We start from the raw sequence: 21701 nt of genomic DNA on the forward strand, positions 1-21701 counted from the left end.
GTCCGCAAGCGGGCGGACGTACGGTAGGCCTTCGAGGGCGCGGGGTACCCGACTTTCCCTCGACGTTCCACCGTCACAGAATTCGGGCACAGAATCAGGCCTCGCACGAACACGAGGCCCTGGCTTGTCTCTCAGTCTACCGGTTCGGCGCCCCAGGAGCACCATCGACGACGGAGACGCTCGTCACCACCCCGCGCCGTGCCCTGGAATGCGGCGCCTCGGCTGCCGCGTTGATCGCGGCATGAGCGACGACGCCCTCCGCAGACTCCTGGCCGGACAGAACCTCGGCGTGCTGGCCACCATCAAGCGCGACGGCCGGCCGCAGGTGTCCGTGGTGACCTACCACTACGACCTCGGCACCGACCTGATCCGCGTCTCCGTCCGCGACCCACTGGCCAAGACCCGCAACCTGCGCCGCGACCCGCGGGCCACGCTGGAGGTGACGGTGCCGGGCGGCGGCACCTGGGCGGCCGCCGAGGGCGTCGCGACGCTCAGCCCGGTGGCTCGCGACCCGCACGACGACACCGTCGAGGCGCTGGTCGAGCACTACCGCGACGCCCGCGGCGAGCACCCGGACTGGGACGACTTCCGCGCCGCGATGGTCCGCGACGAGCGGGTGCTGGTGCGGCTGCCCGTGGACCACGTCTACGGGCGGGCCTGAGCCTGCACCGGATCGGGCGCCTCGGCCGCGGCCGTCGCCACTGACGTCGTGAGGAACGGGTCGAGCAGACCGGGCGCGGCGGCCGTGGCCAGCTCGACGGCGTCGGCGGACGCGACGTCGAGCGCGGAGTATCGGCCCATGCCGGCCGCGGTGGTGACCTCGACGGTGGCCAGCCGCAGCCGCCGCTGCAGCAGCGACTGGCGGAACGTGACACCGACGACGGCGCGGCTCTGCAAGGCCGTGGTGGTGCGCGCCCAGGCGCCGGACCGGACGACGAGGTAGCCGTCGGCGACGGCGTGCCCGAGCGAGCGGTATGCCACGACGGCCAGCGCCAGGCCCACCGGCAGCAGCCCCAGCCCGGCGAGCCAGACGCCGCCGGGGAGCCCGTCGATCAGTGTGGTGAGCCAGGCCAGCAGCCCGGTGACCACCCCGGTGGTGGCGAGCGCCCAGCCGGCCCGGCGGCGCAGCGCCCGCCGGGGGTGCGGGCGCAGCGGCCGGTCGACGGGGCTGGGCGTGGTCTCGAGCACCTCGGCCGCCACCCGGCGGGCGACGGAGATCGGCCCGCGCGGCAGGATCTGCGCCGACGGCGTCATGCTCCAGATGCTCAAGCCGGTCGAGACGACGCTGGTGTCGGCCATGCCGATCCAGCGCCAGAGCAACGGCTCGGCGATCTGGACGCCGCGCAGGCGGTTGTCGTCGCGGTTGACCTCGCGGGTCTTGAACAGGCCCTGGGTGGTGCGCAGGACGGTGCCGCGCTCGCCAGGGACGCGTTCGAGCACGAATCGCCAGTTCTCGGTGAAGAAGTCGACCGCCAGCCCCACGACGCCGACGGCCCCGACCGCCGCGACCGCGATGACGATGGTCCACGCCGTTCCGATGGCGTCCCAGTCGGCCAGGCCGCGGACGAAGCCCGCCGGGTCGAGGCCGAACATCCGCAGCAGCCAGTACGTGCCCCACAGCAGGCCGGCCGCCATGAGGAACGCCCAGATGCTGAACATGTTGTAGAAGACCCAGGACCGGGCCAGCCGGGCCAGCACCCGACCCTCGGGTCGCGGCTCGGCGGGTTCGGCGGCGTCGACGGCGTCCGCCGCCGGGGCCGGGGTGACGCCGTAGAGCAACTCTTGGCGCAGCCGTTCCGCGGTCTCGGTACGCACGGCGTCGAGCACCAGCGCCGCCTCGCCGGCCGCGCTGTGCTGGCCGGCGCCGACGGTGACGACGCGCAGCCCGGCGAGCTTGTGCCGGAACCTCGCCGACGTGTCGACGCTGCGGATGCGGTCGCGGCGGATGGACCGGTGCCGGCGGACCAGCAGCCCGGTGCGCCGCTCGACGTACTGGTCGGTGATGCGGTAGCGGGTCTTGACCCAGCGCAGCAGGTCGGCGATGCCGCCGAGCACACCGAACGCGGTGGCCCCGAGGATGGGGCCCATGGTGCCCCAGTCGATCTCGGCGCCGAAGAACGCGATGGCGATGCCGGCGGGGACCATGGAGAGCAGCGTCTTGGCGGCGTCGACCCAGACGACCCGGGTGTCGAGCCGCTGCCAGGGCTCGTCGGAGGCGGGGTCGGGGGTGTCGGTGACCGCAGGCTCGGCGCTCATGTCGCGTCGCCGGGCGTGCGCTGGGTGATCTGCGTCAGCTCTTCGGCCACCCGTGCGGCGACCTGCGCGTCGATGCCGGGCACCTTGACGGCGCCGCGCGACGACGCCGTCGTGACCACCAGGGTCGCGAGGCTCATCGCCTGCTCGAGCGGCCCGCGGATGGTGTCGACGGTCTGGATGCGCGAGAGCGGCACGACCCGCCACTCGCGGACGACCCAGCCGGAGACGGCGTACACGGCGTCCTCGGTGACCTCCCAGCGATGCACGGCGTAGCGCCACAGCGGCATGACGAGGGTGACGACGGCGCCCCAGACCGCCACGACCACGAGGACCGGGCCGAGCCAGGAGCGCGCGCCGTCGACGATCAGATAGGCGGCCGTCAGCAGGCCGGCCAGCACCCCGAAGCCGATGAGCGACTGCAGCGCCCACAGCCCGATGGCACGCCGCTCGACCCGGTGCTTCGGGGAGCGCAGGGCGATCGGCTGCTCAGCCACGGGTGATCCGGCGCAGGCGCGATCGGCGGACGGCGAGGTCGTACGTCATGGACAACTCCTTCGCGTAGGCGGCGACGTCGGTGCCGGGACGGGCGAACAGCTCGCCCGGGATCGCCTCGAGGCTGCCGAGCAGCGTGACCGCCATGAACCGGGGCGAGAAGTCGCGGAACTCGCCGTGCTCCTGTCCCTCGCGCAGCATCTGCTCGATCTGGCCGACGGACTGCTCGCGCTGCGAGCGCACGAGCTCGCCGTTCTCCTGCCCGCCGACGCCGGCCAGCAGCTGACCCAGCGCGAGCACGTGCGCGCGGTGGGAGTCGCAGAACAGCACGAAGCCCTCGATGAGCCGCCGCAGCGCCTCGCGGTAGGTGTCGGCGTCGCCGATGTGCTCGGTGAGCCAGCCGTCCATGAGTGCGTTGATGTCCGCGACGACCTGCTGGAACAGGTCGGACTTGTTGTCGAAGTGGTACGAGATGAGGCCGGCGCTGATACCGGCGTGCTCGGCGATGCGAGCGAACGACGTCTTGGCATAGCCCAGTTCGGACAGGATCTCGACGGCGGCCTGGACGATCTGGTCGCGGCGTGCGGCCTCGATGAACGAGCGAGCCTTCTGGTCGATCGCCCCATTTCTTGGTCGCATGACCAAGATTCTAGCGATGCCGGCAAGATTCTCGTAGGATTGTTCGTCAGTGCAGGTCAGCCGCCGGAAAGCACGAGTTCGACGCGACTGGTGCCGCCGTCGACCACGCGGATCGGGATGCCCCAGTCCTGCTGATGGATGTGGCAGGCGGCGTTCTCGCCGCCGTCGTCGCACGACGCGGCCATGGCGGCGACGTGCAGGACACCGGCGCCGTCGGCACCCGGCTCGATGCGCAGCCGGCGGGCGAGCGCGGTGTCGCGGCCCGCGCCGTCGGTCAGCATCGTCCCGGGCGTCGACGACACCGTCAGCCGGGTGGCCGGGCCGTACCGCTCGTCCAGCTTCTGCCCCGGCGGCGGATCGAACACGACGACCAGCTCGACCTCGCCCGGCGCGACGTCGAGCACGGGCCGCTGGGTCCGGTGGGCCGAGCCGGACGCCGTCGCCGCCGATCCGAGCGGCACCCGGGTGAGCCGGTGCGCCGCGGACTCGACCACGACGAGGTGCTCGCCGTCGACGACGGCGCCGCTCGGCTCGCGCAGGCCGGTGGCGAGCGTGCTCACCTCACCGGTGGCGGGGTCGTAGCGGCGGACGGCGTTGTTGTAGGTGTCGCAGACGGCGACGGAGCCGTCCGGGAGCGCCGTCACGCCGAGCGGGTGCTGCAGCATCGCCTGCTCGGCCGGGCCGTCGCGGAAGCCGAAGTCGAACAGGCCGGAGCCGACGGCGGTCTCGACGACGCCGTCGCGCACGTACCGCAGTGACGACGTCTCGGAGTCGGCCACCCACACGGTGCCGTCGCCGTCGGTCGTCAGCCCGGAGGTCTGGGCGAACCAGGCCTCGCGGAGCTTGCCGTCGACCAGCCCCTCGTTCGTGGTGCCCGCCAGCACGGCGATGGTGCCGGCGACGGGGTCGTGGGCCCAGAGCTGGTGGATGCCGGCCATCGCGACGACGACCGTGCGGTCCGGCGGCGACCAGGCGAGGTCCCACGGCGACGACATCGAGACGGCGCGCGGGTCGCCGCCGACGTCGTCGCCGTTGGGGTCGCCCTGCATCCACGGCGTGCCGGTGCCGGCGACGGTGCCGACGTGGCCGTCGGCCAGCCGCAGGCCGCGGAGCACGTGGTTCACGGTGTCGGCGACCAGGACGTCGTAGCCGGCCCGCTCGCGCAGCTCCGGCGCCAACAGCAGGAGGCCCTGCGGTTCGCTGAATCGCGCCTCGCCCGGGCCGCCGTCGACGAGGCCGCGCTCGCCGGTGCCGAAGCGCCGGACCACCGTCTCGAGATCGTCGGCCAGCTCGACCAGGCTGTGGTTGCCGCTGTCGCTGACCAGGAACGTGCCGCCGGGCAGCGCGACGACCTTGCCGGGGAAGCGCAGCGTGGTGGGCTCGGGCTCCGGCGGGACGTACGGGCCGTCGCCGCGGCGCAGCGTGCCCTTGGCTTCGTGCACTCCGATGAGCTCGTCGAGAATGGCCGTGACCGCGTGTGCGTGCCCCTCGCCGGAGAACTGCGCGACGACGTACCCCTCCGGGTCGACCAGCGTCAGCGTGGGCCAGGCCCGGACGGCGTAGTTCTGCCAGGTCGTGAGGTCGGGGTCGTCGATGACCGGGTGGTGGACGCCGTAGCGCTCCACCGCCGCCGCGACGGCCTCGTGCTCGGCCTCATGCTCGAACTTCGGCGAGTGCACCCCGATGATCGTCAGCTCGTCGGCGTAGCGCTCCTCGAGCGGACGCAGCTCGTCGATGACGTGCAGGCAGTTGATGCAGCAGAAGGTCCAGAAGTCGAGCAGCACGAAGCGGCCGCGCAGGTCCGCGAGCGTCGGTGCGGTGTCGCCGGTGTTGAGCCAGCCGCCGCGGCCCACCAGCTCAGGAGCGCGGACCCGAGCCCGCCCAGTCGTTGCCATGGCCCCATTCTGCGCGTCCGACTTCACAGGAGCGTCGGGCGGGCGTCACCGAGTGGCCCACTACCGCACACCTCTCCTCCCGACAGTGGATGGTTCACCCCCACCCCCACCGGGAGAACCCATGCCCAGCACCCTGAGGACGACGGCGATCACCACGGCCGCCGTCGCGCTGACGGTCGCCGGCTTCGTCCGCGCGGACGACCAGGCGCCACCACCCGCCCCGCCGGAACCAGCGGCCGTCCAGCCGAGCACTCAGGTGACCGGAATCGAGGCCATCCACGAGATGTACCTCGACCACGGCCTCGACGCCGGCGTCATGGTCATCGCGCACCGCGGCTACTGGCGCGGCGCGCCGGAGAACTCGATCGCCGCCGTCGAGCAGGCGATCGAGCGGGGCGCGCACGTCGTCGAGATCGACGTGCAGCGGACGGCCGACGGACACCTGGTCCTCATGCACGACACGACTGTGGACCGGACCACGAACGGCACCGGCGCGGTCTCGTCGCTCACGCTGGCGCAGATCAAGGCGCTGCGGCTGCGGGAGCACCTCGGCGGCGCGCAGGCGGCCGTCACCGACCACCAGGTGCCCACCCTCGAGGAGGCGCTGGCGGTCGTGAAGGACCGGGCCTTGGTCAACCTCGACAAGGGCTGGCCGTTCCGCGACCAGGAGTACGACCTGCTGGTCGAGACCGGCACGCTGCGCAACGCGATCTTCAAGAGCGGCGCGCCGGTCGCCGAGGTCGAGGCGTTCCTCGCCCGCGACCCGGAGATCCTCTACACGCACGTCGTCGGCGACGGCAACGCCGCCTCGATCGGCGCCTTCACCGACGCCGCGGGCCGGCCGCAGGCGTACGAGCTGGTCTTCGACCGGCTGACCGACCCCCAGATCCAGCCCCGCACCGTCACCGGCATCCGCGAGCAGGCCCGGGTCTGGATCAACACCATGTGGTACGGCCTGGCCGCGGGCTACACCGACGAGAGGTCGCTGACCGACCCCGTCGACGGCTGGGCGAGCGTCGTCGACCGGCACGGCGCGTCGATGATCCAGACCGACGACCAGGACCAGCTGGTCGACTGGCTGGCGGCGCGCGAGGCCGGCCGCGACTGGCCGGCGCTCCCTCGGGCGGGCACACTGCGCGTGCAGGGCGAGGACTACTCCATCGACGGCGTGGGAGTCGGCTACTCCGACCAGGACGCCGAGAACCGCGGCGGCGCGGCCCGCGAGTACGAGGGCGTGGACGTCTGCGACAACGGCGGCGCGACCGTCGTCTGCTGGATCCGCGGCGCCGAGTGGATCCGCTACTCCGCCGACGTCCGGGTGCCCGGCCGGTACGCCGTGACCGCGCGGGTGTCGTCGCCGTACCGCCCGGCCGGCCGGTTCACGCTCGAGGTCGACGGCGGCAGCCTCGGCCCGGTGGACGTGCGGACCACCACCGGCCACAACACCTTCATGACCCAGCCGGTGGGCGAGGTCGTGCTGGGCCGCGGCATCCACGAGCTCACGTTCCGCGTCGACGCCGACGCCTACCAGAACTTCAACCTCGACTGGTTCGAGCTCACCCGGATCGGGAGCCGCTGATGCGCCGCACCACCGTCCTCACCACCGCCGCCGCTGCCCTGGCCCTGACCGCCGTCGCGCCGGCCGCCACCGCCGACCAGGCCTCCGGGCAGGCCGGCACCGTCCCCGTCCAGCTGTTGTCGATCACGGACCTGCACGGCTACGTCGGCGACTACACCGCGAGCATCCGCGGCGCGCACGCCGGCGACCCGGCGCAGACCGTCGGCGGCGGTGCGTACCTCGCGACGCACCTGAAGCGGCTCGCCGGCGGGCAGCCGAACTCGATCCTGTTCTCCGCCGGCGACGACTTCTCCGGCTGGCCGGACGAGACCGAGTTCTTCTGGAACGAGCCGACCATCGAGTACCTCGACGCGATCGGGCTGGAGTTCAGCACCGTCGGCAACCACGAGATGGACCGCGGCTTCGCCTTCCTCGACCACATGCGCAACGGCACCTGCGAGGGCCGCCCGGACGACGACCTCTGATTCACCGACTCGACCGGGCGGGTGTTCGACGGCGCCGAGTACGAGTACTACTCGGCGAACGTCGTCGACCGCGCGACCGGCGAGCCGGCCCTGGAGCCGTCGCACGTCGAATGGGTCGACGACGGCGCCGGCGGCCGGCTCCCGGTGGGCTTCGTGCACGCGACGACCTCGCTGACGTCGAGCGAGCAGATGTCGTACACGCCGGCCGGCTACGACTACACGCCCGAGGTCGCCGCCATCAACGCCGCGACGGCGGACCTGCGCGACCGGGGCGTCGAGGCGATCGTCGTCGTGCTGCACGAGGGCTTCTCGCAGCAGGCCGGCACCGGCTACAACGACTGCGTCGCCCCGTTCGGCCCGGCCGTCGACGTCAACCGCGAGATCGACGCGGAGGTCGACGCGATCGTCACCGGGCACTGGCACGGCATGGTCAACTGCTTCCTGCCCGGCCCCGACGGCGTGCCGCGGCCCATCGTCCAGGGCGGCAACCACGGCCACCTGATCAGCGAGATCGGCCTCGAACTCGACACGGAGACCGGCGACGTGGTCCGCCAGCGCACCACGTCCGTCCTGCACCCCAACACCCAGGACGTCGCGCCGGACCCGGAGGCGCTGCGGATCGCCGCCTACTGGCGCGCGGAGCTGGCCGAGCGCAACGCCACCGAGGTCGCCACCGTCACCGGCGACCTCCGGCGGGCGCCCGGCGACGCGGCGGAGTCGCCCGCGTACAACCTGGCGGCCGACGCGTTCCTGTGGGCGGCGAACCGGGACGGCGAGGCGGACCTCGCGGTGGCGATGCCGGGGATCCTGCGGGCCGACCTGACCCATGCGCCGACGGCGTCGCGGCCCGGTGACGCGCCCGGCCGAGTGCTGTTCCCGGAGATCGCGGTCGGCCTGGTCTACGACTCCGGCATCGGCGTCGGGATCGTCCGCGGCACGGTGACCGGGCGCGACGTGCTGGACCTGCTGGAGAGCCAGTGGCAGGCGGGCCCGAACGGGACCGTGACGTTCCGGTCCATGGCGGTGTCGGGCAACATGACCTACGCCTACGACACCGACCGGCCGGTGGGCCGGCGGGTCGTGCCGGGCAGCGTCCGGATCGACGGCCGGCCGCTGCGCCCGGGCTCGGACTACCGAGTGGCGACGCTGGCGAACAACTTCTTCGCCAAGAACGCCACACCGGGCTTCACAGCCCTGTTCGACGCCCGCGACCAGGACCGCAGCCTCTTCAACGGCGGTGACGCGCTGTGGCGGTACGCCGAGGCGCACTCGCCGCTCGCCCCGCCCGAGGTGGGCAGGGCGAGCGCGCGCTGACGGACGAGCGCGAGGCCCAGGGGGCGCCGGCGATCAGGTGAGGATCGCCGGCGTCTCCCAGTCCTTGCCGAGCACCTGGTGGGCCAGGAAGGCGAAGACCGTCTGGTACCAGACCTTCGCGTGCTGCGGGGTGAGGATCCAGTGGTTCTCGTCGGGGAAGTAGAGGAACTTGTGCGGGATCTCGCCGTCCTCGGCCTCGGCACGTGAGGCGATCTCGAACCAGAGCCGCAGCGCCTCGCCGATGGGCACCCGGTAGTCGCGGTCGCCGTGGATGACGAGCATGGGGGTGGTGATGGAGTCGACGTGGTGGTGCGGCGAGTTGGCCGCCGCCATCTCGGCCGTCATCTCCTTGACCCAGTAGAAGGCGGCGTCGGTGGTGGGCCCGAACTGGTCGAGCGCCCACAGACTGGCGTGGGTGACGATGGCGTCGAAGCGGTCGGTGTTGCCGGCCACCCAGTTGGCCATGTAGCCGCCGAACGAGCCTCCCATGGCGGCAGTGCGGGTCTCGTCGATGTCGTCGCGGGCCACGGCGGCGTCGGTGGCCGCCATGAGGTCGGTGAACGGCGCCTTGCCCCACGCGCCCCAGCCGCGGCGGACGTAGTCGAGGCCGTAGCCGGTGGACAGCGCGGGGTCGGGCAGCAGGACGGCGTAGCCCTGCGCGACCGCCAGCCACGGGTTCCACCGCCACGACCACGCGTTCCACGAGCCGAGCGGGCCGCCGTGAATCCACAGCAGCAGCGGCGCCGGGCTGGTCGCCGAGGCGCCCTCGGGCAGCGCCAGCCAGGACCGCACGCGGACGCCGTCGGTGGCTGTGGCCTCGACCTCGGTCAGCGTGCCGGGAAGCTCCGGCACGGGCGCCGGCGCCGGCAGCGGCGACGACTGCTGGCCGGCCTCCGTCGCGGACAGGCGCACCGGCCGCGGCGGCTCGAGGTACGACGTGCGCAGCGCGTAGACGGTCCGGCCGTCGGGCGAGACGACGAGGTCGGAGTAGGCGTAGTCGTCGGCGGTGAGCTTCGTGATCTCGCCACTCGCCACGTCGATCCGGAACACCGGGGCGCGGCCGTCGTCGTCGGCGGAGAAGAGGATCGCGGTGCCGTCGGGCGTCCACACGGGCGCGCCCGGCCAGCGGTCCCAGTCGGCGGTGAGCGAGCGGATGGCGCCGTCGGCGAGCGTGACGAGGACGAGCTCCTGGTCGACCGGCTCCGTGGGCGTCGACCGCTTGCCCTGGACGGCCGCCACCGTGGCGCCGTCGGGGCTGAACCTCGGCGCCTCGAACTCGTGGTCGTCGACGTCTGCGAGGACGCGGCGCTCGCCGGTCGCGACGTCGATGACCACCAGCACCTGGCGGAAGCCGCCGCGCTCGGGCTTGTTCCAGACGGAGACGACGGTGCCGCCGTCGGGGCTGACGTCGTAGCCGGCGGAGTCGAGCGAGCGGCCCGCGTCGGGCGTGAGGTCGCGAAGCTCGACCGCGGGGTCGTCGAGCGGGGACTCGCCGTCGCGCAGCGTGCCGGCGAACAGCCGCGGCGCGTCGGGTCCGAGGTCGTGGTCCCAGTACCGCACCGGATAGCGCTCGTGCAGGATCGCGTTGACCTTCTTCTCCTTGCGCTCCTTGCGCCGCTTCTCCTCCGACTCGAGGTCGGTGGACGACGGGAACGTGCTGGAGGCGACGACGACGGTGCCGGACTCGCGGGCGACGACCACGCCGCCGACACCACCGGGACGCTTCGCGACGACGCGCGCCTCGCCGCCGCCGGCCGGCAGCAGCCACAACAGAGGAACGGAGTCGTCCGCATCTTCGGAGCCGGCGGGATCTGGGCGGGCCGAGCCGAACAGCAGCGAGCCGTCGGGCAGGAACGCCGCGCCGCTCTCGCCCTTGGCGCTGCGGGTGAGCCGCCGGGCCGGGCGCTCCCCGGCGGGGTCGACGTCCCAGAGGGCCGTGACGTACTTGGTGGAGTCGGGGTTGAGCGTGGACACGGCGGTCACCAGCCGGGTGCCGTCGGGTGACAGCGTCAGCCCGCCGGTGCGCGGCAGTGCCACGTAGGCGTCCAGGTCGTGGAACGGAGTGGGTGGGGTGTCCGGGGTCTCCGGCGTGGTCTCTGTCACCTTTCTTACCTATCACGCCGTTACGGCCCGCTGACAGGACTACGTACGCAATGGCGCCGTGCTGGTCCGGGCGATGAGCTTGGTCGGGACGGTCATGACGGACGGCTCGCTGTCGATGCCGGAGCGCAGCCGGTCGACCAGCGCGGCCGCCGCCAGCCGGCCCTCTTCGCGGACGTCCTGCGCGACGGTGCTCAGCCCGAACAGCCAGGACAGGTCGTGGTCGTCGACGCCGATGACCGAGAGGTCCTCGGGCACCCGCACGCCGTGCTGCCGGGCGGCGTAGATGATGCCCATGGCGACCTCGTCGGACACCGCGAACACGGCCGTCGGCACCACGTCGAGGGCGGACAGCTCCCCGTAGGCGGCGATGCCGGCCTCGACGGTGAACTTGGCCGGCACCGAGAGCCGCGGGTCGGCCTCGACCCCGACGGACCGCAGCACCTCGACGTAGCCGAGCCGGCGGTCCGGCGATACCGGGAAGCCGAGGTGGTCGTCGGGGTCGCCGCCGGCGAACGCGATGACCCGGTGGCCGAGCTCGACCAGGTGCCGGGTGGCCTGCCGGCCCACCTCGACGTCGTCGACCCGGACCGAGGAGATGCCCGGCACGATGGGCCCGACCACCATGACCGGCCGGTGCATGGCGTGCAGCGCGGCGACCTCGTCGGCGTCGAGCGGCAGGCTCATGATCAGCAGGCCGTCGGCGCGCTTGCGCAGCAGCTGGGTGTCGAAGACCTTGCGCCGGTTGGTCTCGACCTCGGAGAGGTCGTAGCGGAGCACGTCATAGCCGTGTTGCGTCAGCACCTCCTGCGCGCCCTCGAGCACGGCGGTGAAGTACCAGCCGCGGGCGACCGGGGACACGACGGCGACGGCGCCCGTGCGGCCGGTGGGCAGGCCGGCCGCACTGGGCGACGCGACGTAGCCCAGCTCGGCCGCGATGTCCTGCACGAGCCGCCGGGTGGTGGCCGACACCCCTGGCAGCCCGCGCAGCGCCCGGGACACCGTCGCCACCGACACCCCGGCTCGAGCCGCGACGTCGACGATTCCGGTCATCGCACAGATCTCTCCGCCGCAGACGGGTCCAGGGTCACCCCTTGACGCTGCCTGCGAGCAATCCTCGGACGAAGTAGCGCTGGAGGAACACGAACACGATGACCGGGACGACGATGGACACGAAGGCGCCCGCCGACAGCAGGTGCCAGGTGCTGCCCCGGCTGCCGGAGAGCTCGGCCAGTCGCGCGGTCAGCGGCTGGATCTCTTGGGCGCCGGTCGCCATGGTGATCGCGACCAGCAGGTCGTTCCAGACCCAGAGGAACTGGAAGATCGCGAACGCCGCGATCGCCGGGGTCACCAGCGGCAGCATGATCCGCAGGAAGATCGTCACGTGCCCCGCGCCGTCGACCCGGGCCGCCTCCATCAACTCGCCGGGCACCTCGCGGAAGAAGTTGTGCAGCAGGAAGATCGCCAGGGGTAGCGCGAAGATCGTGTGCGAGATCCACAGCGGCCAGAACGTCCCGTTGAGATCGGCGTCGACGAAGAGGCGCAGCAGCGGGATCAGCGCCACCTGCAGCGGCACGATCTGCAGCGCGAACACGGCGACGAACAGGGTGTCGCGCATCGGGAACTTCATCCAGGCGAACGCGTACGACGCCAGGCAGGCGATGGAGACCGGGATGACCACCGACGGGATCGTGATGACGATCGAGTTGACGAAGTACGTCGACAGCGACGTGCCGCCGTAGAGCACCTCGTCGTAGTTGGCCAGGGTCAGCTGCGGGTCCGAGAACCAGGTCCACCAGCCGGACGTGCGGATGTCCATCTCGGGGCGCAACGAGGTCAGCAGCAGCCCGAACGTCGGAATGGTCCACAGCACGGCGATGACCAGCGCGAAGAGCGATGCCCAGCGCGAGGTCAGCCGCTTGCGGGTCCGGCCGGTGATGGTGGCCGGCTCGACCGTGGCCAACTCCTCCTGGAGCGCGGGCGTGGGGATCGCGGCGGTCATCGCAGGTCCGCCTTTCGCAGCTGTCGGACGTTGTAGGCAACGATCGGGATCACCAGGATGAACAGCAGGACGGCCAGCGCGGACGCAAGGCCCGTGTCACCCAGCTGGAAGCCCTGCGTGTAGAACTCGTTCGCCACGACGCTGGTGTCGAACTGCCCACCGGTCATGGTGCGGACGATGTCGAAGACCTTGAGGGTGCCGATCGAGATGGTCGTCAGCACCACGATGAGCGCCGGCCGGATGCTCGGCACGGTGATGTAGCGGAACATCCGCACCCCGGTGAGGCCGTCGAGCTGGGCCGCCTCGGTGATGTCGGACGGGATCGCCTTGATGGCCGCCGACAGCACCGTCATGGCGAACCCGGCCTGCACCCAGATCATGACGACGATGAGGAACAGCGTGTTCCACGGCGAGTCGACGAGGAAGTGCCGCGGCTCCAGCCCCACCCACACGAGGAGCTGGTTGAGCAGACCGACCTGGTCGATGTTCTGCTGGTCCGGCCGGTACTCGTAGACGTAGCGCCAGATGATCGACGCGCCGACCAGCGAGATGGCCATGGGCAGGAAGATGACGGCCTTGGCGAACGCCTCGACCCGGCTGCGGTCGACCAGCACGGCGTAGACCAGGCCGATGAACGTCGCCACGATCGGCGTCACGATCACCCAGATCGCCGTGTTGCGCAGGACGATCAGCATGTCCGAGTTGGTGAAGATCTCGGTGAAGTTGTCGAGACCGAGGAACTCGTCAGTGGTGCGGTCGAAGAGCGACTGGTACATGGTGCGGATCGCCGGGTAGATCAGCCCGACGCCCAGCAGGAGCAGCGCCGGCAGCACGAACGCCAGCGACTGCCAGATGTCGACGCGCCGCCGGGCCCGGCCCACGAGCAGCAGGATCGCGCCCATGACACCGACGAACAGCACCACCGCCAGCGCCATCTGGCCGAACTTCTCGAAGTTGTCCACGTGTCACCACCTCTAGACGCAGGAGGACGGGGCAGCAGAGAGGTGGGGGCGAGCGTCGTGCTCGCCCCCACCTCACCCGCTCACGGCCAGGCGGCCTCGATGGCGTCGACCGTCTCCTGGGTCTCCGCACCGGTGACCCAGTCGACCATGCCCGTCCAGAAGGCGACGGTCCCGACCTCGGCCGGCATCAGGTCCGACGCGTCGAACCGGAACACCGCCTCGGGGTCCTGGATGATCTCGGCCGAGAGCTGGTTGACCGGGCTCTCGTAGGCGTCGATCGGCACGGTCCGGTTCGCCGAGACGAAGTTGCCGTGACTGGCCCGCTCGGCGTGCCAGTGGTCGCTCGACAGGTAGGTCTGGAAGGCCTGGACCTCCGGACGCTCGGCGAACGCGGCCACGAACTCACCGCCGCCGAGGACCGGGTTGCCGTGCTCCTCCTCGATGCCGGGGAGGTAGAACGCGAACACGTCGCCGTCCTCCGCGACCTCGACGCCCTCGCCCCAGTTGGCCTGGTAGAACGACGCCTGGTGGTGCATCCAGCAGTTGCCGTCGAGGATGGGCAGGCCGGCGTCCTCGAACCGCGTGGTGGCGATGCTGGCGACGTCGCCGAGCCCGCCGTTGACGTACTGGTCGTTCTTGAGGATCTCGCCGACCGTGTCGAACGCCTCGACGACCTGCGGGTCGTTGAACGGGATCTCGTGCTTGTACCACTGGTCGTAGACATCGGCGCCCGCGGTGCGGAGCATGACCTCCTCGACCCAGTCGGTGCCCGGCCAGCCGGTCGCGTCGCCGGAGCCGAAGCCGGCGCACCAGGGCAGGCCCCCGTCCTCGACGATCTGGTCCGACAGCGTGATCAGGTCGTCCCATGTCTCCGGCACCTCGTAGCCGGCGCCCTCGAACGCCGACGGCGAGTACCAGACGAAGGACTTCACGTTCGCGCCGAACGGCGTGCCGTAGTAGGTGCCGTCGACGGTGCCGTACTCGATCCACGACGGGTCGAACGAGGCCTCGACGTTGGCTCGCGCCTCGTCCGGCACCGGGATGACCGCGTCGTAGTCACGGACCAGCGAGGCCAGCAGACCCGGCTGCGGAATGATCGCGAGGTCGGGCGGCGAACCGCCCTGGATGCGGATCGGCAGCTGTGCCTCGAACTCGTCGGAGCCCTCGTAGACGACCGTCGCGCCGGTGCACTCCTCGAACGCGTCGAACGACGCCTCCAGAGGCGCGTCCTCCGGCGCCACGATGGTGCTGTAGGCCGTGATCTCGGTGCCCTCGAGGTCACCGTAGTCGGCCGCGAAATCGCAGTCGGCGCTGTCCCCGCCCGTCTCCCCGCCGCCTGCGGTGTCGTCGCCGCCGTCGTCGCCACCACAAGCGGCAAGGACGAGCGACACGCTTGCAGCGAGGCCGACAGTCGCCCAGCCCTTGCGGGCGCTGCTCTTCGCCATGTGTCTGTCTCCCTCCCAGAAGGGATCGGTCCGAGCACCTGCCGCTCGAATCCCAATGCGTGTACTAGTGCATGAACGAAAACGTTTACGCTCCGAAATTGCAAGAGCCCATCGGCAACTTCGCCGTAACGATTACGTCACGCCGCCCGCGCGTATGTGAAATGTGACACGGAACAGCTCAGGCATGCCTGCGTGCGGTCACCACCCGGAACCGCGAGGCGACGAACGCGGAGTCGGTGATGCACGAGTTCGCGGCCGGGTTGGCGCCCGTGCCGTGGAAGTCCGAGAACGCCGCCGACTGGTTGACGAAGACGCCGCCGGTGAGGTTCACCGACAGCGGCACGCCGGCCTCGAGCGCGGCCTGCTCGGCCGCCTCCAGCACGGCCGGGTCGGTCGAGTAGACCGACGCCGTCATGCCGCCGTGCTCCTGGACCGACGCCGCGAACCGCTCCAGGGCCTGCGCCGTGGAGTCGGCCGCGATGAGGAACGAGACGGGTCCGAAGCACTCGGCGGAGTAGCGCTCCTCGTCGGCGACGTCGACGGCGACGACAGCCGGCGTGCGGACGGTGGCGCCGGGCCAGGCCGGGTGGGTGATCGAGCGCGCTGCCAGGACGGTGCCGCCGTCGCCGGCCAGCGCGTCGACGCGCTCGCGCACGCCGTCGTTGACCACGGCGCCCAGGATCTCGACCGCGCGGGCGTCGTCACCGAGCAGCTTGTCGATCGCGCCCGCGAGCGCGGCGCCGAACTCGTCGAAGGTGATCGTGCCCTGGTCGGTGAGGATGCCGTCGCGCGGCACGAACACGTTCTGTGGCGCGGTGCACATCTGGCCGGTGTAGAGGCTGAGCGAGAACGCGAGGTTGCCGACCAGCCCCCGCAGGTCGTCGGTGGAGTCGACGACGACGGTGTTCAGGCCGGCCTTCTCGGTGAACACGACGGCCTGGCGCGCGTGCTCCTCGAGCCAGTCGCCGAACGCCGTCGAGCCGGTGAAGTCGACGATGCGGACCTCGGGCCGGACGGCGAGGACGGCGGCCAGCCGGTCGGCGGGGTCCTCGGCGGCGAGCGTGACGAGGTCGGCGTCGAACCCGTGCTCGCCGAGCACCTCGCGGATCGCCTGCACGGTGATGGCCAGGGGCAGGACGGCGTTCGGATGCGGTTTGACGACGACGGCGTTGCCGGTGGCCAGCGACGCGAACAGGCCGGGCCACGAGTTCCACGTCGGGAACGTGTTGCAGCCGATCACCAGCGCGACACCGCGCGGGACCAGGTGGAACGTCTTGGTCATCCGCAGCGGCTCGCCCTTGGCCGGCTTCTCCCACAACGCCTCGGCGGGGACGCGGGACTGCTCGGCGTGCGCGTAGGCCACGGCCTCCAGCGCGCGGTCCAGCGCGTGCGCGCCGCCGGCCTGGAACGCCATGACGAACGCCTGGCCGGACGTGTGCATGACCGCCTGGGCGAGCTCGAAGATGCGCCCGTGCAGCCGGGACAGCGCCTCCAGGCAGACCGCGGCACGGGCGTCGGGGCCGGCGTCGCGCCAGCCGGGGACGGCCGCCCGCGCGGCGCTGAGCAGCGTCGTCACGGCCTCGTCGATGGCCGGCACCCGCGGGTAGCGGATGCCGAGCTCGGGGCCGAAGGGGCTGACCTCGGTGGCGACGGCGCCCTCGGCGCCGGGCGTCTCGAGCGGGAAGTCCGTACCGAGCCGAGCCTCGTGCGCCGCCAGACCGTCGGCGGCCGCGGTCTCGCCGTACACGCGCGGGCTGGGCGACTCCGGGTAGGCCGAGAAGAAGGCACGGTCCGCGATGGCCGCCTCGGCCTGGCCGAGCAGGTCGCGGTGTCGTTCGATCAGACTGCCCAGCGACATCGCGGGACCTCCAGAGCATGTGACAAACTAGCGCACAGTTGGCTCCACTCTGTCATAGCGACCTGGTGCCCGTCCACGAGGGGAGAGACTCGGTCCTATGGAGGCGATCGCTCGTTCCGTGCCCGTCGGCGTCGTCGGCGCCGGCACCATGGGCGCCGGCATCGCTCAGGTGGCCGCGGTCGCCGGGCACGAGGTGCGGGTCTACGACGCGGCCGACGGCGCCGCGGCGGCCGCCGTCGAGACCATCTTCGCCCACCTGGCCCGCGCGGTCGACAAGGGCCGGCTGCTCCAGGAGGAGGCCGAGGACGCCGCGACGCGGCTGCGCGCCGTCGGCACCCTGGAGGACCTGGCCGGCTGCGGCCTGGTCGTCGAGGCGGTGGTCGAGGACCTCGAGGTGAAGCGGGCGCTGTTCGCCGGGCTCGAGGCGGTCTGCGGGCCCGACGCCGTCCTCGCCACCAACACGTCGTCGCTGTCCGTCGACGCCGTCGCCGAGTCGCTGGCGGCTCCCGCCCGGGTCGCGGGACTGCACTTCTTCAACCCCGCACCGCTGCTGCCGCTGGTCGAGGTGGTCAGCGGCGCCCGCACCGACGACGGCGTCGCCGACCTGCTGGTGGCGACGGCGGCGGCCTGGGGCAAGACGCCGGTGCGGGCCGCGTCGACGCCCGGCTTCATCGTCAACCGCGTGGCCCGGCCGTACTACGGCGAGGCGTTCCGGCTGCTCGAGGCGGGCTCGGTCGACGCCGCGACCGTCGACGCGCTGCTGCGCGAGTCCGGTGGCTTCCGCATGGGCCCGTTCGAGCTGGCCGACCTCATCGGGCACGACGTCAACCTCGCGGTGAGCCGCTCGGTGTGGGAGGCGTTCGGCCGCGACCCGCGCTTCACACCGTCGGTGCTGCAGGAGCGCCTGGTCGCCGACGGCCGGCTGGGCCGCAAGACCGGCGGCGGCATCTACGGCGGCGACGACGCGCCCCGCCCGGCCCCGTCGACCGCCGAGCCGGTGGCGAGCGGGCCGACGGCCTGGGCGAGCTCCGGCGGATTCGATCCGTCGACGCCGGGGTGGCGCGCCGGCAACGGCGACGTCGAGCTGCGGCTCACGGACGGGCGCACCGCTGCCCAGCACACCGGTGGCGGCCCGAGCACCGTCGTGCTCGTCGACCTGGCCCTCGATCGGGCGGCGGTACGGCTGGGCATCGCGGCGCCGGAGCACGCACCCAAGGAGCACGTCGAGGCGGCGATCGGGTTCCTGCAGGGGCTCGGTCACGCCGTCACGGTGCTGCCGGACACCCCCGGCCTCGTGGTGGCGCGGACGGTGGCGACGCTCGCCGCCGCGGCCGCCGACGCCGTCGACTCCGGCGTCGCCACGGCCGAGGACGTCGACACCGCGATGCGGCTCGGCGTGAACTACCCGCGCGGCCCGTACGAGTGGGGTTCGGCGCTCGGCTGGCAGTGGGTCGCGGGTGTCCTGGACGCGCTCGCGGCGGCCGAGGACCCCGGCCGCTACCGCGTCTCGCCGCAGCTGCGCCGCCGCGCTCTCGAGGCCGGCGGCCGGCGCGACGACCCCGACGTGGCCGGGTACGACGACCTGGCCCGCCGCGCGTCCGAGGCGATGTGGGCGGCCGACGCGGCCTCGCAGGCGCTGGGCATGACGGTCGAGCAGGTCTCGCTCGGCACCGCAATGGTGCGCATGCGGGTCCGGCCGGACATGGTCAACGGGCACGGCGTCTGCCACGGCGGCCTGATCTTCGCCCTCGCCGACAGCGCGTTCGCCGTCGCCTGCAACACCCACAACCGGCGCACCGTCGCGCAGGGCGGCGACATCACGTTCCTGGCACCCGCCCATGAGGGTGACGACCTGCTGGCGGTCGCGAACGAGCGGTACCGGTCCGGGCGGACCGGCGTCTGCGACGTCACCGTCTACCGCGACGGCGCGACGATCGCGGAGTTCCGCGGCCGGTCGCGCGAGATCCCCGGCACGCTCGTGCCCGACGAGGAGGAGACATGACCGAGGCGTTCCTGGTCGACGGCGTCCGCACCCCGATCGGGCGGTACGGCGGCGCACTGTCGCCCGTGCGCCCCGACGACCTCGCGGCGCACGTGCTGCGCGCGCTGCTGGAGCGACACCCCGAGGTGCCGGCCGACGTCGTCGACGAGGTCGTGCTCGGCTGCGTCAACCAGGCCGGCGAGGACAACCGCAACGTCGCCCGCATGGCCGTCCTGCTGGCCGGCTACCCCGCGTCGGTGCCCGGCGTGACGGTGAACCGGCTCTGCGGCTCCGGCCTCGACGCCCTCGCCTACGCCGCCCGGACCGTGCGCACCGGTGAGGCCGACGTCGTCGTGGCCGGCGGGGTGGAGTCGATGTCGCGGGCGCCGTTCGTGCTGCCCAAGGCGCAGGTCGCGTTCGACCGCGGCACCGCGCAGGTCTACGACTCCACCATCGGCTGGCGGTTCGTCAACCCGGCGCTCGAGGCCGCCTACGGCACCGACGCGATGCCCGCGACCGCCGAGAACGTCGCCACCGAGCACGGGATCGCCCGCGCCGACCAGGACGCGTTCGCGCTGCGCAGCCAGCAGCGAGTGGCCGCCCGGCGCAAGGAGCTGGCGGCCGAGATCGTCTCCGTCACCGTGCCCCAGCGGCGGGGCGAGCCGGTCACCGTCGACCTCGACGAGCACCCGCGCGAGACCTCGCTCGAGGCGCTGGCGAAGCTGCGGCCGGTCGTGCGGCCCGACGGCACCGTCACCGCCGGCAACGCCTCCGGCGTCAACGACGGCGCCGCCGCGCTGCTGGTCATGAGCGCCGCGGCCGTCGAGCGCCACGGAGTCGAGCCGCTGGCCCGCATCGCCGGCGCCGCCACCGCGGGCGTCGAGCCGCGGGTCATGGGCCTCGGCCCGGTGCCGGCCACCCGCAAGGTGCTCGCCCGAGCCGGCGTCGCGATGGCCGGCGTCGGCAACGTCGAGCTCAACGAGGCGTTCGCCGCCCAGGCGCTGGCCTGCCTGCGCCTGCTCGGGCTGCCCGACGACGCCGAGCACGTGAACCCGAACGGCGGCGCCATCGCGCTGGGCCACCCGCTCGGCATGAGCGGCGCCCGCATCGCGCTGTCGGCGGCACTGGAGCTGCAGCGGCGCGGCTCGCGGCACGCGCTCGCCACCATGTGCATCGGGGTGGGCCAGGGGATCGCGGTGCTGCTGGAGCGGCCCTGAGCCCGGCCTGAGCGGCCGCTCACCGAGTGCCGGTACCATGAGCACCTGTACGCGCCGGTGCGTACAGGTGCTCATGGCACAGCGGGCTCAGCTCCAGACCAAAGCGTTGCCCGGGTCCTCGAGCAGCGCCGCGAGGTCGGCCAGGAACCGTGACCCCTGCTCGCCGTCGACCAGGCGGTGGTCGAACGAGAGCGCGAGCGTGGTGACCCAGCGCGGCTTCACCTGGTCCTTGTGCACCCACGGCTGCTTGCGCACCGCGCCGAACGCGACGATGGCCGCCTCGCCGGGCGGCAGGATCGGGGTGCCGGTGTCGACGCCGAAGACGCCGACGTTGGTGATGGAGATGGTGCCGCCGAGCATGTCCTCGGGCGGCGTCCTGCCCTCGCGGGCCGTGGCGGCCAGCTGGTTGATCGCCACGGCCAGTTCGCGCAGCGGCAGGCGGTCGGCGTCCTTGACGTTCGGCACGACCAGCCCGCGCGGGGTGGCCGCGGCGATGCCGAGGTTCACGTAGCGCTGCAAGACGATCTCGCCGGCCGTCTCGTCCCAGCGGGCGTTGACGTCGGGCGTGCGGCGGGCCGCGATGCAGACCGCCTTGGCCAGCACCGCGAGCGGAGACAGCTTGACGTCGCGGAACTCGCGGGAGTCGCGCAGCCGGTCGACCAGCTTCATGGTGCGGGTGACGTCGACGGTGACGAACTCGGTGACGTGCGGCGCGGAGAACGCCGACGTGGTGACCGCTCTCGCGGTCGCCTTGCGGACCGAGCGGATGGCGACCCGCTCCTGCCGCGGCAGGCCGTTCCAGCCGGTGCCCGACGGCGTCGGGCTCGGCGCCGCCGTGGGAGCGGGTGCGGCGACCGCCGCCTGGACGTCGTCGCGCGAGATGGTGCCGTGGGGACCGGTCGGGACGACGGCGGCGAGGTCGACGCCGAGGTCCTTGGCCAGCTTGCGCACGGGCGGCTTGGCCAGCACCGACACCCGCTCGGCCGGTGCGGCGACCGGCTCCGGCTCGGCGACGGGCGCGACCGGCTCCGGCTCGGCGACGGGCGCGACCGGCGCTGCCGCAGCCACCGCCGGCTCGGCCGTCTTCCGCGCCCGCCGCTTCGCCGCGGTGGTGCGCGGGCCGTAGCCGACGAGGACGGCCTGCCGCTCCCCCTCGGGCCCGGCCTCGGGCGCCGGCGGCGTGGGCACCATGTCCTCGGCCGGCCCGCCGACGACCCCGGCGGAACCCGGCGCGGGCGCCGAGCCGCCGCCGTCGCCGGTGCGGACCGCGATGATCGGGGTGCCGACGTCGACCGTGGTGCCCTCGTCGACCAGCAGGGTCTGGACCACACCGGCGAACGGGCAGGGCAGCTCGACCAGCGACTTCGCCGTCTCGATCTCGACGATGACGTCGTTGACCTCGACGTGGTCGCCGGGCTTGACCTTCCAGGACACGATCTCCGCCTCGGTCAGCCCTTCGCCGACGTCGGGGAGGTTGAACTGCGACACACTCATGCA

Annotated in this window: 17 protein-coding genes; 6 read left to right on the forward strand and 11 right to left on the reverse strand. The window is 72.6% G+C overall.

The window, feature by feature from the left end:
- Positions 1 to 241 precede the first annotated feature (241 nt).
- On the forward strand, positions 242 to 661 hold the full coding sequence (locus tag E1212_RS01070; RefSeq protein ID WP_131977840.1) for a PPOX class F420-dependent oxidoreductase: 420 nt from the start codon (positions 242 to 244) through the stop codon (positions 659 to 661).
- Here the strand turns inward: E1212_RS01070 and E1212_RS30660 are convergent.
- Genes E1212_RS30660 through E1212_RS01090 form a run of 4 tightly spaced genes read right to left on the reverse strand, consistent with a single transcriptional unit; the run spans position 646 to position 5282 of the window.
- Positions 646 to 2256, reverse strand: coding sequence for a PH domain-containing protein (locus tag E1212_RS30660; RefSeq protein WP_131977843.1), 1611 nt, complete (start codon positions 2254 to 2256; stop codon positions 646 to 648). The two genes, E1212_RS01070 and E1212_RS30660, sit on opposite strands and share 16 nt — an antisense overlap.
- The gene (locus E1212_RS01080; protein ID WP_131977846.1) at positions 2253 to 2750 is read right to left on the reverse strand and encodes a PH domain-containing protein; all 498 of its coding nucleotides are present in this window, start codon (positions 2748 to 2750) and stop codon (positions 2253 to 2255) included. The genes E1212_RS30660 and E1212_RS01080 overlap by 4 nt, the downstream gene beginning before the upstream one ends.
- A complete protein-coding gene (locus E1212_RS01085) occupies positions 2743 to 3387 on the reverse strand; it encodes a TetR/AcrR family transcriptional regulator (RefSeq protein WP_131977849.1) in 645 nt (214 codons plus the stop codon). Before E1212_RS01085 ends, E1212_RS01080 begins: the two co-directional genes overlap by 8 nt.
- Positions 3388 to 3443: 56 nt before the next feature.
- On the reverse strand, positions 3444 to 5282 hold the full coding sequence (locus E1212_RS01090) for an NHL domain-containing thioredoxin family protein (RefSeq protein WP_131977852.1): 1839 nt from the start codon (positions 5280 to 5282) through the stop codon (positions 3444 to 3446).
- 121 nt (positions 5283 to 5403) lie between these two features.
- Here E1212_RS01090 and E1212_RS01095 point away from each other — a divergent pair, with 121 nt between their 5' ends.
- Genes E1212_RS01095 through E1212_RS01100 form a run of 3 tightly spaced genes read left to right on the forward strand, consistent with a single transcriptional unit; the run spans position 5404 to position 8639 of the window.
- On the forward strand, positions 5404 to 6861 hold the full coding sequence (locus tag E1212_RS01095; protein ID WP_131977855.1) for a glycerophosphodiester phosphodiesterase family protein: 1458 nt from the start codon (positions 5404 to 5406) through the stop codon (positions 6859 to 6861).
- Complete coding sequence (locus tag E1212_RS29815) at positions 6861 to 7325, forward strand: metallophosphoesterase (RefSeq protein ID WP_203416122.1); 465 nt, start codon at positions 6861 to 6863, stop codon at positions 7323 to 7325. Before E1212_RS01095 ends, E1212_RS29815 begins: the two co-directional genes overlap by 1 nt.
- Positions 7326 to 7346: 21 nt before the next feature.
- The gene (locus E1212_RS01100; RefSeq protein ID WP_203416124.1) at positions 7347 to 8639 is read left to right on the forward strand and encodes a bifunctional metallophosphatase/5'-nucleotidase; all 1293 of its coding nucleotides are present in this window, start codon (positions 7347 to 7349) and stop codon (positions 8637 to 8639) included.
- 33 nt (positions 8640 to 8672) lie between these two features.
- On the opposite strand, the gene E1212_RS01105 is transcribed toward E1212_RS01100, so the two are convergent.
- From E1212_RS01105 to paaN, 6 genes are all read right to left on the reverse strand, one after another.
- Positions 8673 to 10742: a S9 family peptidase gene (locus E1212_RS01105; protein ID WP_131977858.1), complete on the reverse strand. Its 2070-nt coding sequence runs from the start codon at positions 10740 to 10742 to the stop codon at positions 8673 to 8675.
- Positions 10743 to 10781: 39 nt separating this feature from the next.
- Positions 10782 to 11792 carry a LacI family DNA-binding transcriptional regulator gene (locus E1212_RS01110; protein WP_131977861.1) on the reverse strand — a complete coding sequence of 337 codons (1011 nt, stop codon included), beginning with the start codon at positions 11790 to 11792 and terminating at the stop codon, positions 10782 to 10784.
- A gap of 34 nt (positions 11793 to 11826) precedes the next feature.
- Positions 11827 to 12741 carry a carbohydrate ABC transporter permease gene (locus tag E1212_RS01115; protein WP_131977864.1) on the reverse strand — a complete coding sequence of 305 codons (915 nt, stop codon included), beginning with the start codon at positions 12739 to 12741 and terminating at the stop codon, positions 11827 to 11829.
- Positions 12738 to 13676 carry a carbohydrate ABC transporter permease gene (locus tag E1212_RS01120; protein WP_131978219.1) on the reverse strand — a complete coding sequence of 313 codons (939 nt, stop codon included), beginning with the start codon at positions 13674 to 13676 and terminating at the stop codon, positions 12738 to 12740. Before E1212_RS01120 ends, E1212_RS01115 begins: the two co-directional genes overlap by 4 nt.
- Before the next feature lie 107 nt (positions 13677 to 13783).
- Positions 13784 to 15148, reverse strand: coding sequence for an ABC transporter substrate-binding protein (locus E1212_RS01125; protein WP_131977867.1), 1365 nt, complete (start codon positions 15146 to 15148; stop codon positions 13784 to 13786).
- Between the two features lie 178 nt (positions 15149 to 15326).
- Positions 15327 to 17006: a phenylacetic acid degradation protein PaaN gene (gene paaN / locus E1212_RS01130; RefSeq protein WP_131977870.1), complete on the reverse strand. Its 1680-nt coding sequence runs from the start codon at positions 17004 to 17006 to the stop codon at positions 15327 to 15329.
- A gap of 97 nt (positions 17007 to 17103) precedes the next feature.
- On the opposite strand from paaN, the gene paaI reads away from it, so the two are divergent.
- Together paaI and pcaF are read left to right on the forward strand one after the other, a co-directional pair.
- The gene (gene paaI / locus E1212_RS01135) at positions 17104 to 19008 is read left to right on the forward strand and encodes a hydroxyphenylacetyl-CoA thioesterase PaaI (protein WP_131977873.1); all 1905 of its coding nucleotides are present in this window, start codon (positions 17104 to 17106) and stop codon (positions 19006 to 19008) included.
- Entirely contained in the window at positions 19005 to 20204 is a 1200-nt protein-coding gene (pcaF, locus tag E1212_RS01140) for a 3-oxoadipyl-CoA thiolase (protein ID WP_131977875.1), read from the forward strand. Before paaI ends, pcaF begins: the two co-directional genes overlap by 4 nt.
- Before the next feature lie 87 nt (positions 20205 to 20291).
- Here the strand turns inward: pcaF and E1212_RS01145 are convergent, their stop codons facing one another.
- A complete protein-coding gene (locus E1212_RS01145; protein WP_131977878.1) occupies positions 20292 to 21698 on the reverse strand; it encodes a dihydrolipoamide acetyltransferase family protein in 1407 nt (468 codons plus the stop codon).
- Positions 21699 to 21701: the final 3 nt, after the last annotated feature.

Origin of the sequence: Jiangella ureilytica (assembly GCF_004348545.1) — a bacterium.
Lineage (GTDB): Bacteria > Actinomycetota > Actinomycetes > Jiangellales > Jiangellaceae > Jiangella > Jiangella ureilytica.

Coding starts and splice junctions, on each gene's coding strand:
- E1212_RS01070 (WP_131977840.1), top strand. CDS start 242: ATGAGCGACGACGCCCTCCGCAGACTCCTGGCCGGACAGAACCTCGGC.
- E1212_RS30660 (WP_131977843.1), bottom strand. CDS start 2,256: ATGAGCGCCGAGCCTGCGGTCACCGACACCCCCGACCCCGCCTCCGAC.
- E1212_RS01085 (WP_131977849.1), bottom strand. CDS start 3,387: ATGCGACCAAGAAATGGGGCGATCGACCAGAAGGCTCGCTCGTTCATC.
- E1212_RS01090 (WP_131977852.1), bottom strand. CDS start 5,282: ATGGCAACGACTGGGCGGGCTCGGGTCCGCGCTCCTGAGCTGGTGGGC.
- E1212_RS01095 (WP_131977855.1), top strand. CDS start 5,404: ATGCCCAGCACCCTGAGGACGACGGCGATCACCACGGCCGCCGTCGCG.
- E1212_RS29815 (WP_203416122.1), top strand. CDS start 6,861: ATGCGCCGCACCACCGTCCTCACCACCGCCGCCGCTGCCCTGGCCCTG.
- E1212_RS01110 (WP_131977861.1), bottom strand. CDS start 11,792: ATGACCGGAATCGTCGACGTCGCGGCTCGAGCCGGGGTGTCGGTGGCG.
- E1212_RS01115 (WP_131977864.1), bottom strand. CDS start 12,741: ATGACCGCCGCGATCCCCACGCCCGCGCTCCAGGAGGAGTTGGCCACG.
- E1212_RS01120 (WP_131978219.1), bottom strand. CDS start 13,676: ATGGCGCTGGCGGTGGTGCTGTTCGTCGGTGTCATGGGCGCGATCCTG.
- E1212_RS01125 (WP_131977867.1), bottom strand. CDS start 15,148: ATGGCGAAGAGCAGCGCCCGCAAGGGCTGGGCGACTGTCGGCCTCGCT.
- paaN (WP_131977870.1), bottom strand. CDS start 17,006: ATGTCGCTGGGCAGTCTGATCGAACGACACCGCGACCTGCTCGGCCAG.
- paaI (WP_131977873.1), top strand. CDS start 17,104: ATGGAGGCGATCGCTCGTTCCGTGCCCGTCGGCGTCGTCGGCGCCGGC.
- pcaF (WP_131977875.1), top strand. CDS start 19,005: ATGACCGAGGCGTTCCTGGTCGACGGCGTCCGCACCCCGATCGGGCGG.
- E1212_RS01145 (WP_131977878.1), bottom strand. CDS start 21,698: ATGAGTGTGTCGCAGTTCAACCTCCCCGACGTCGGCGAAGGGCTGACC.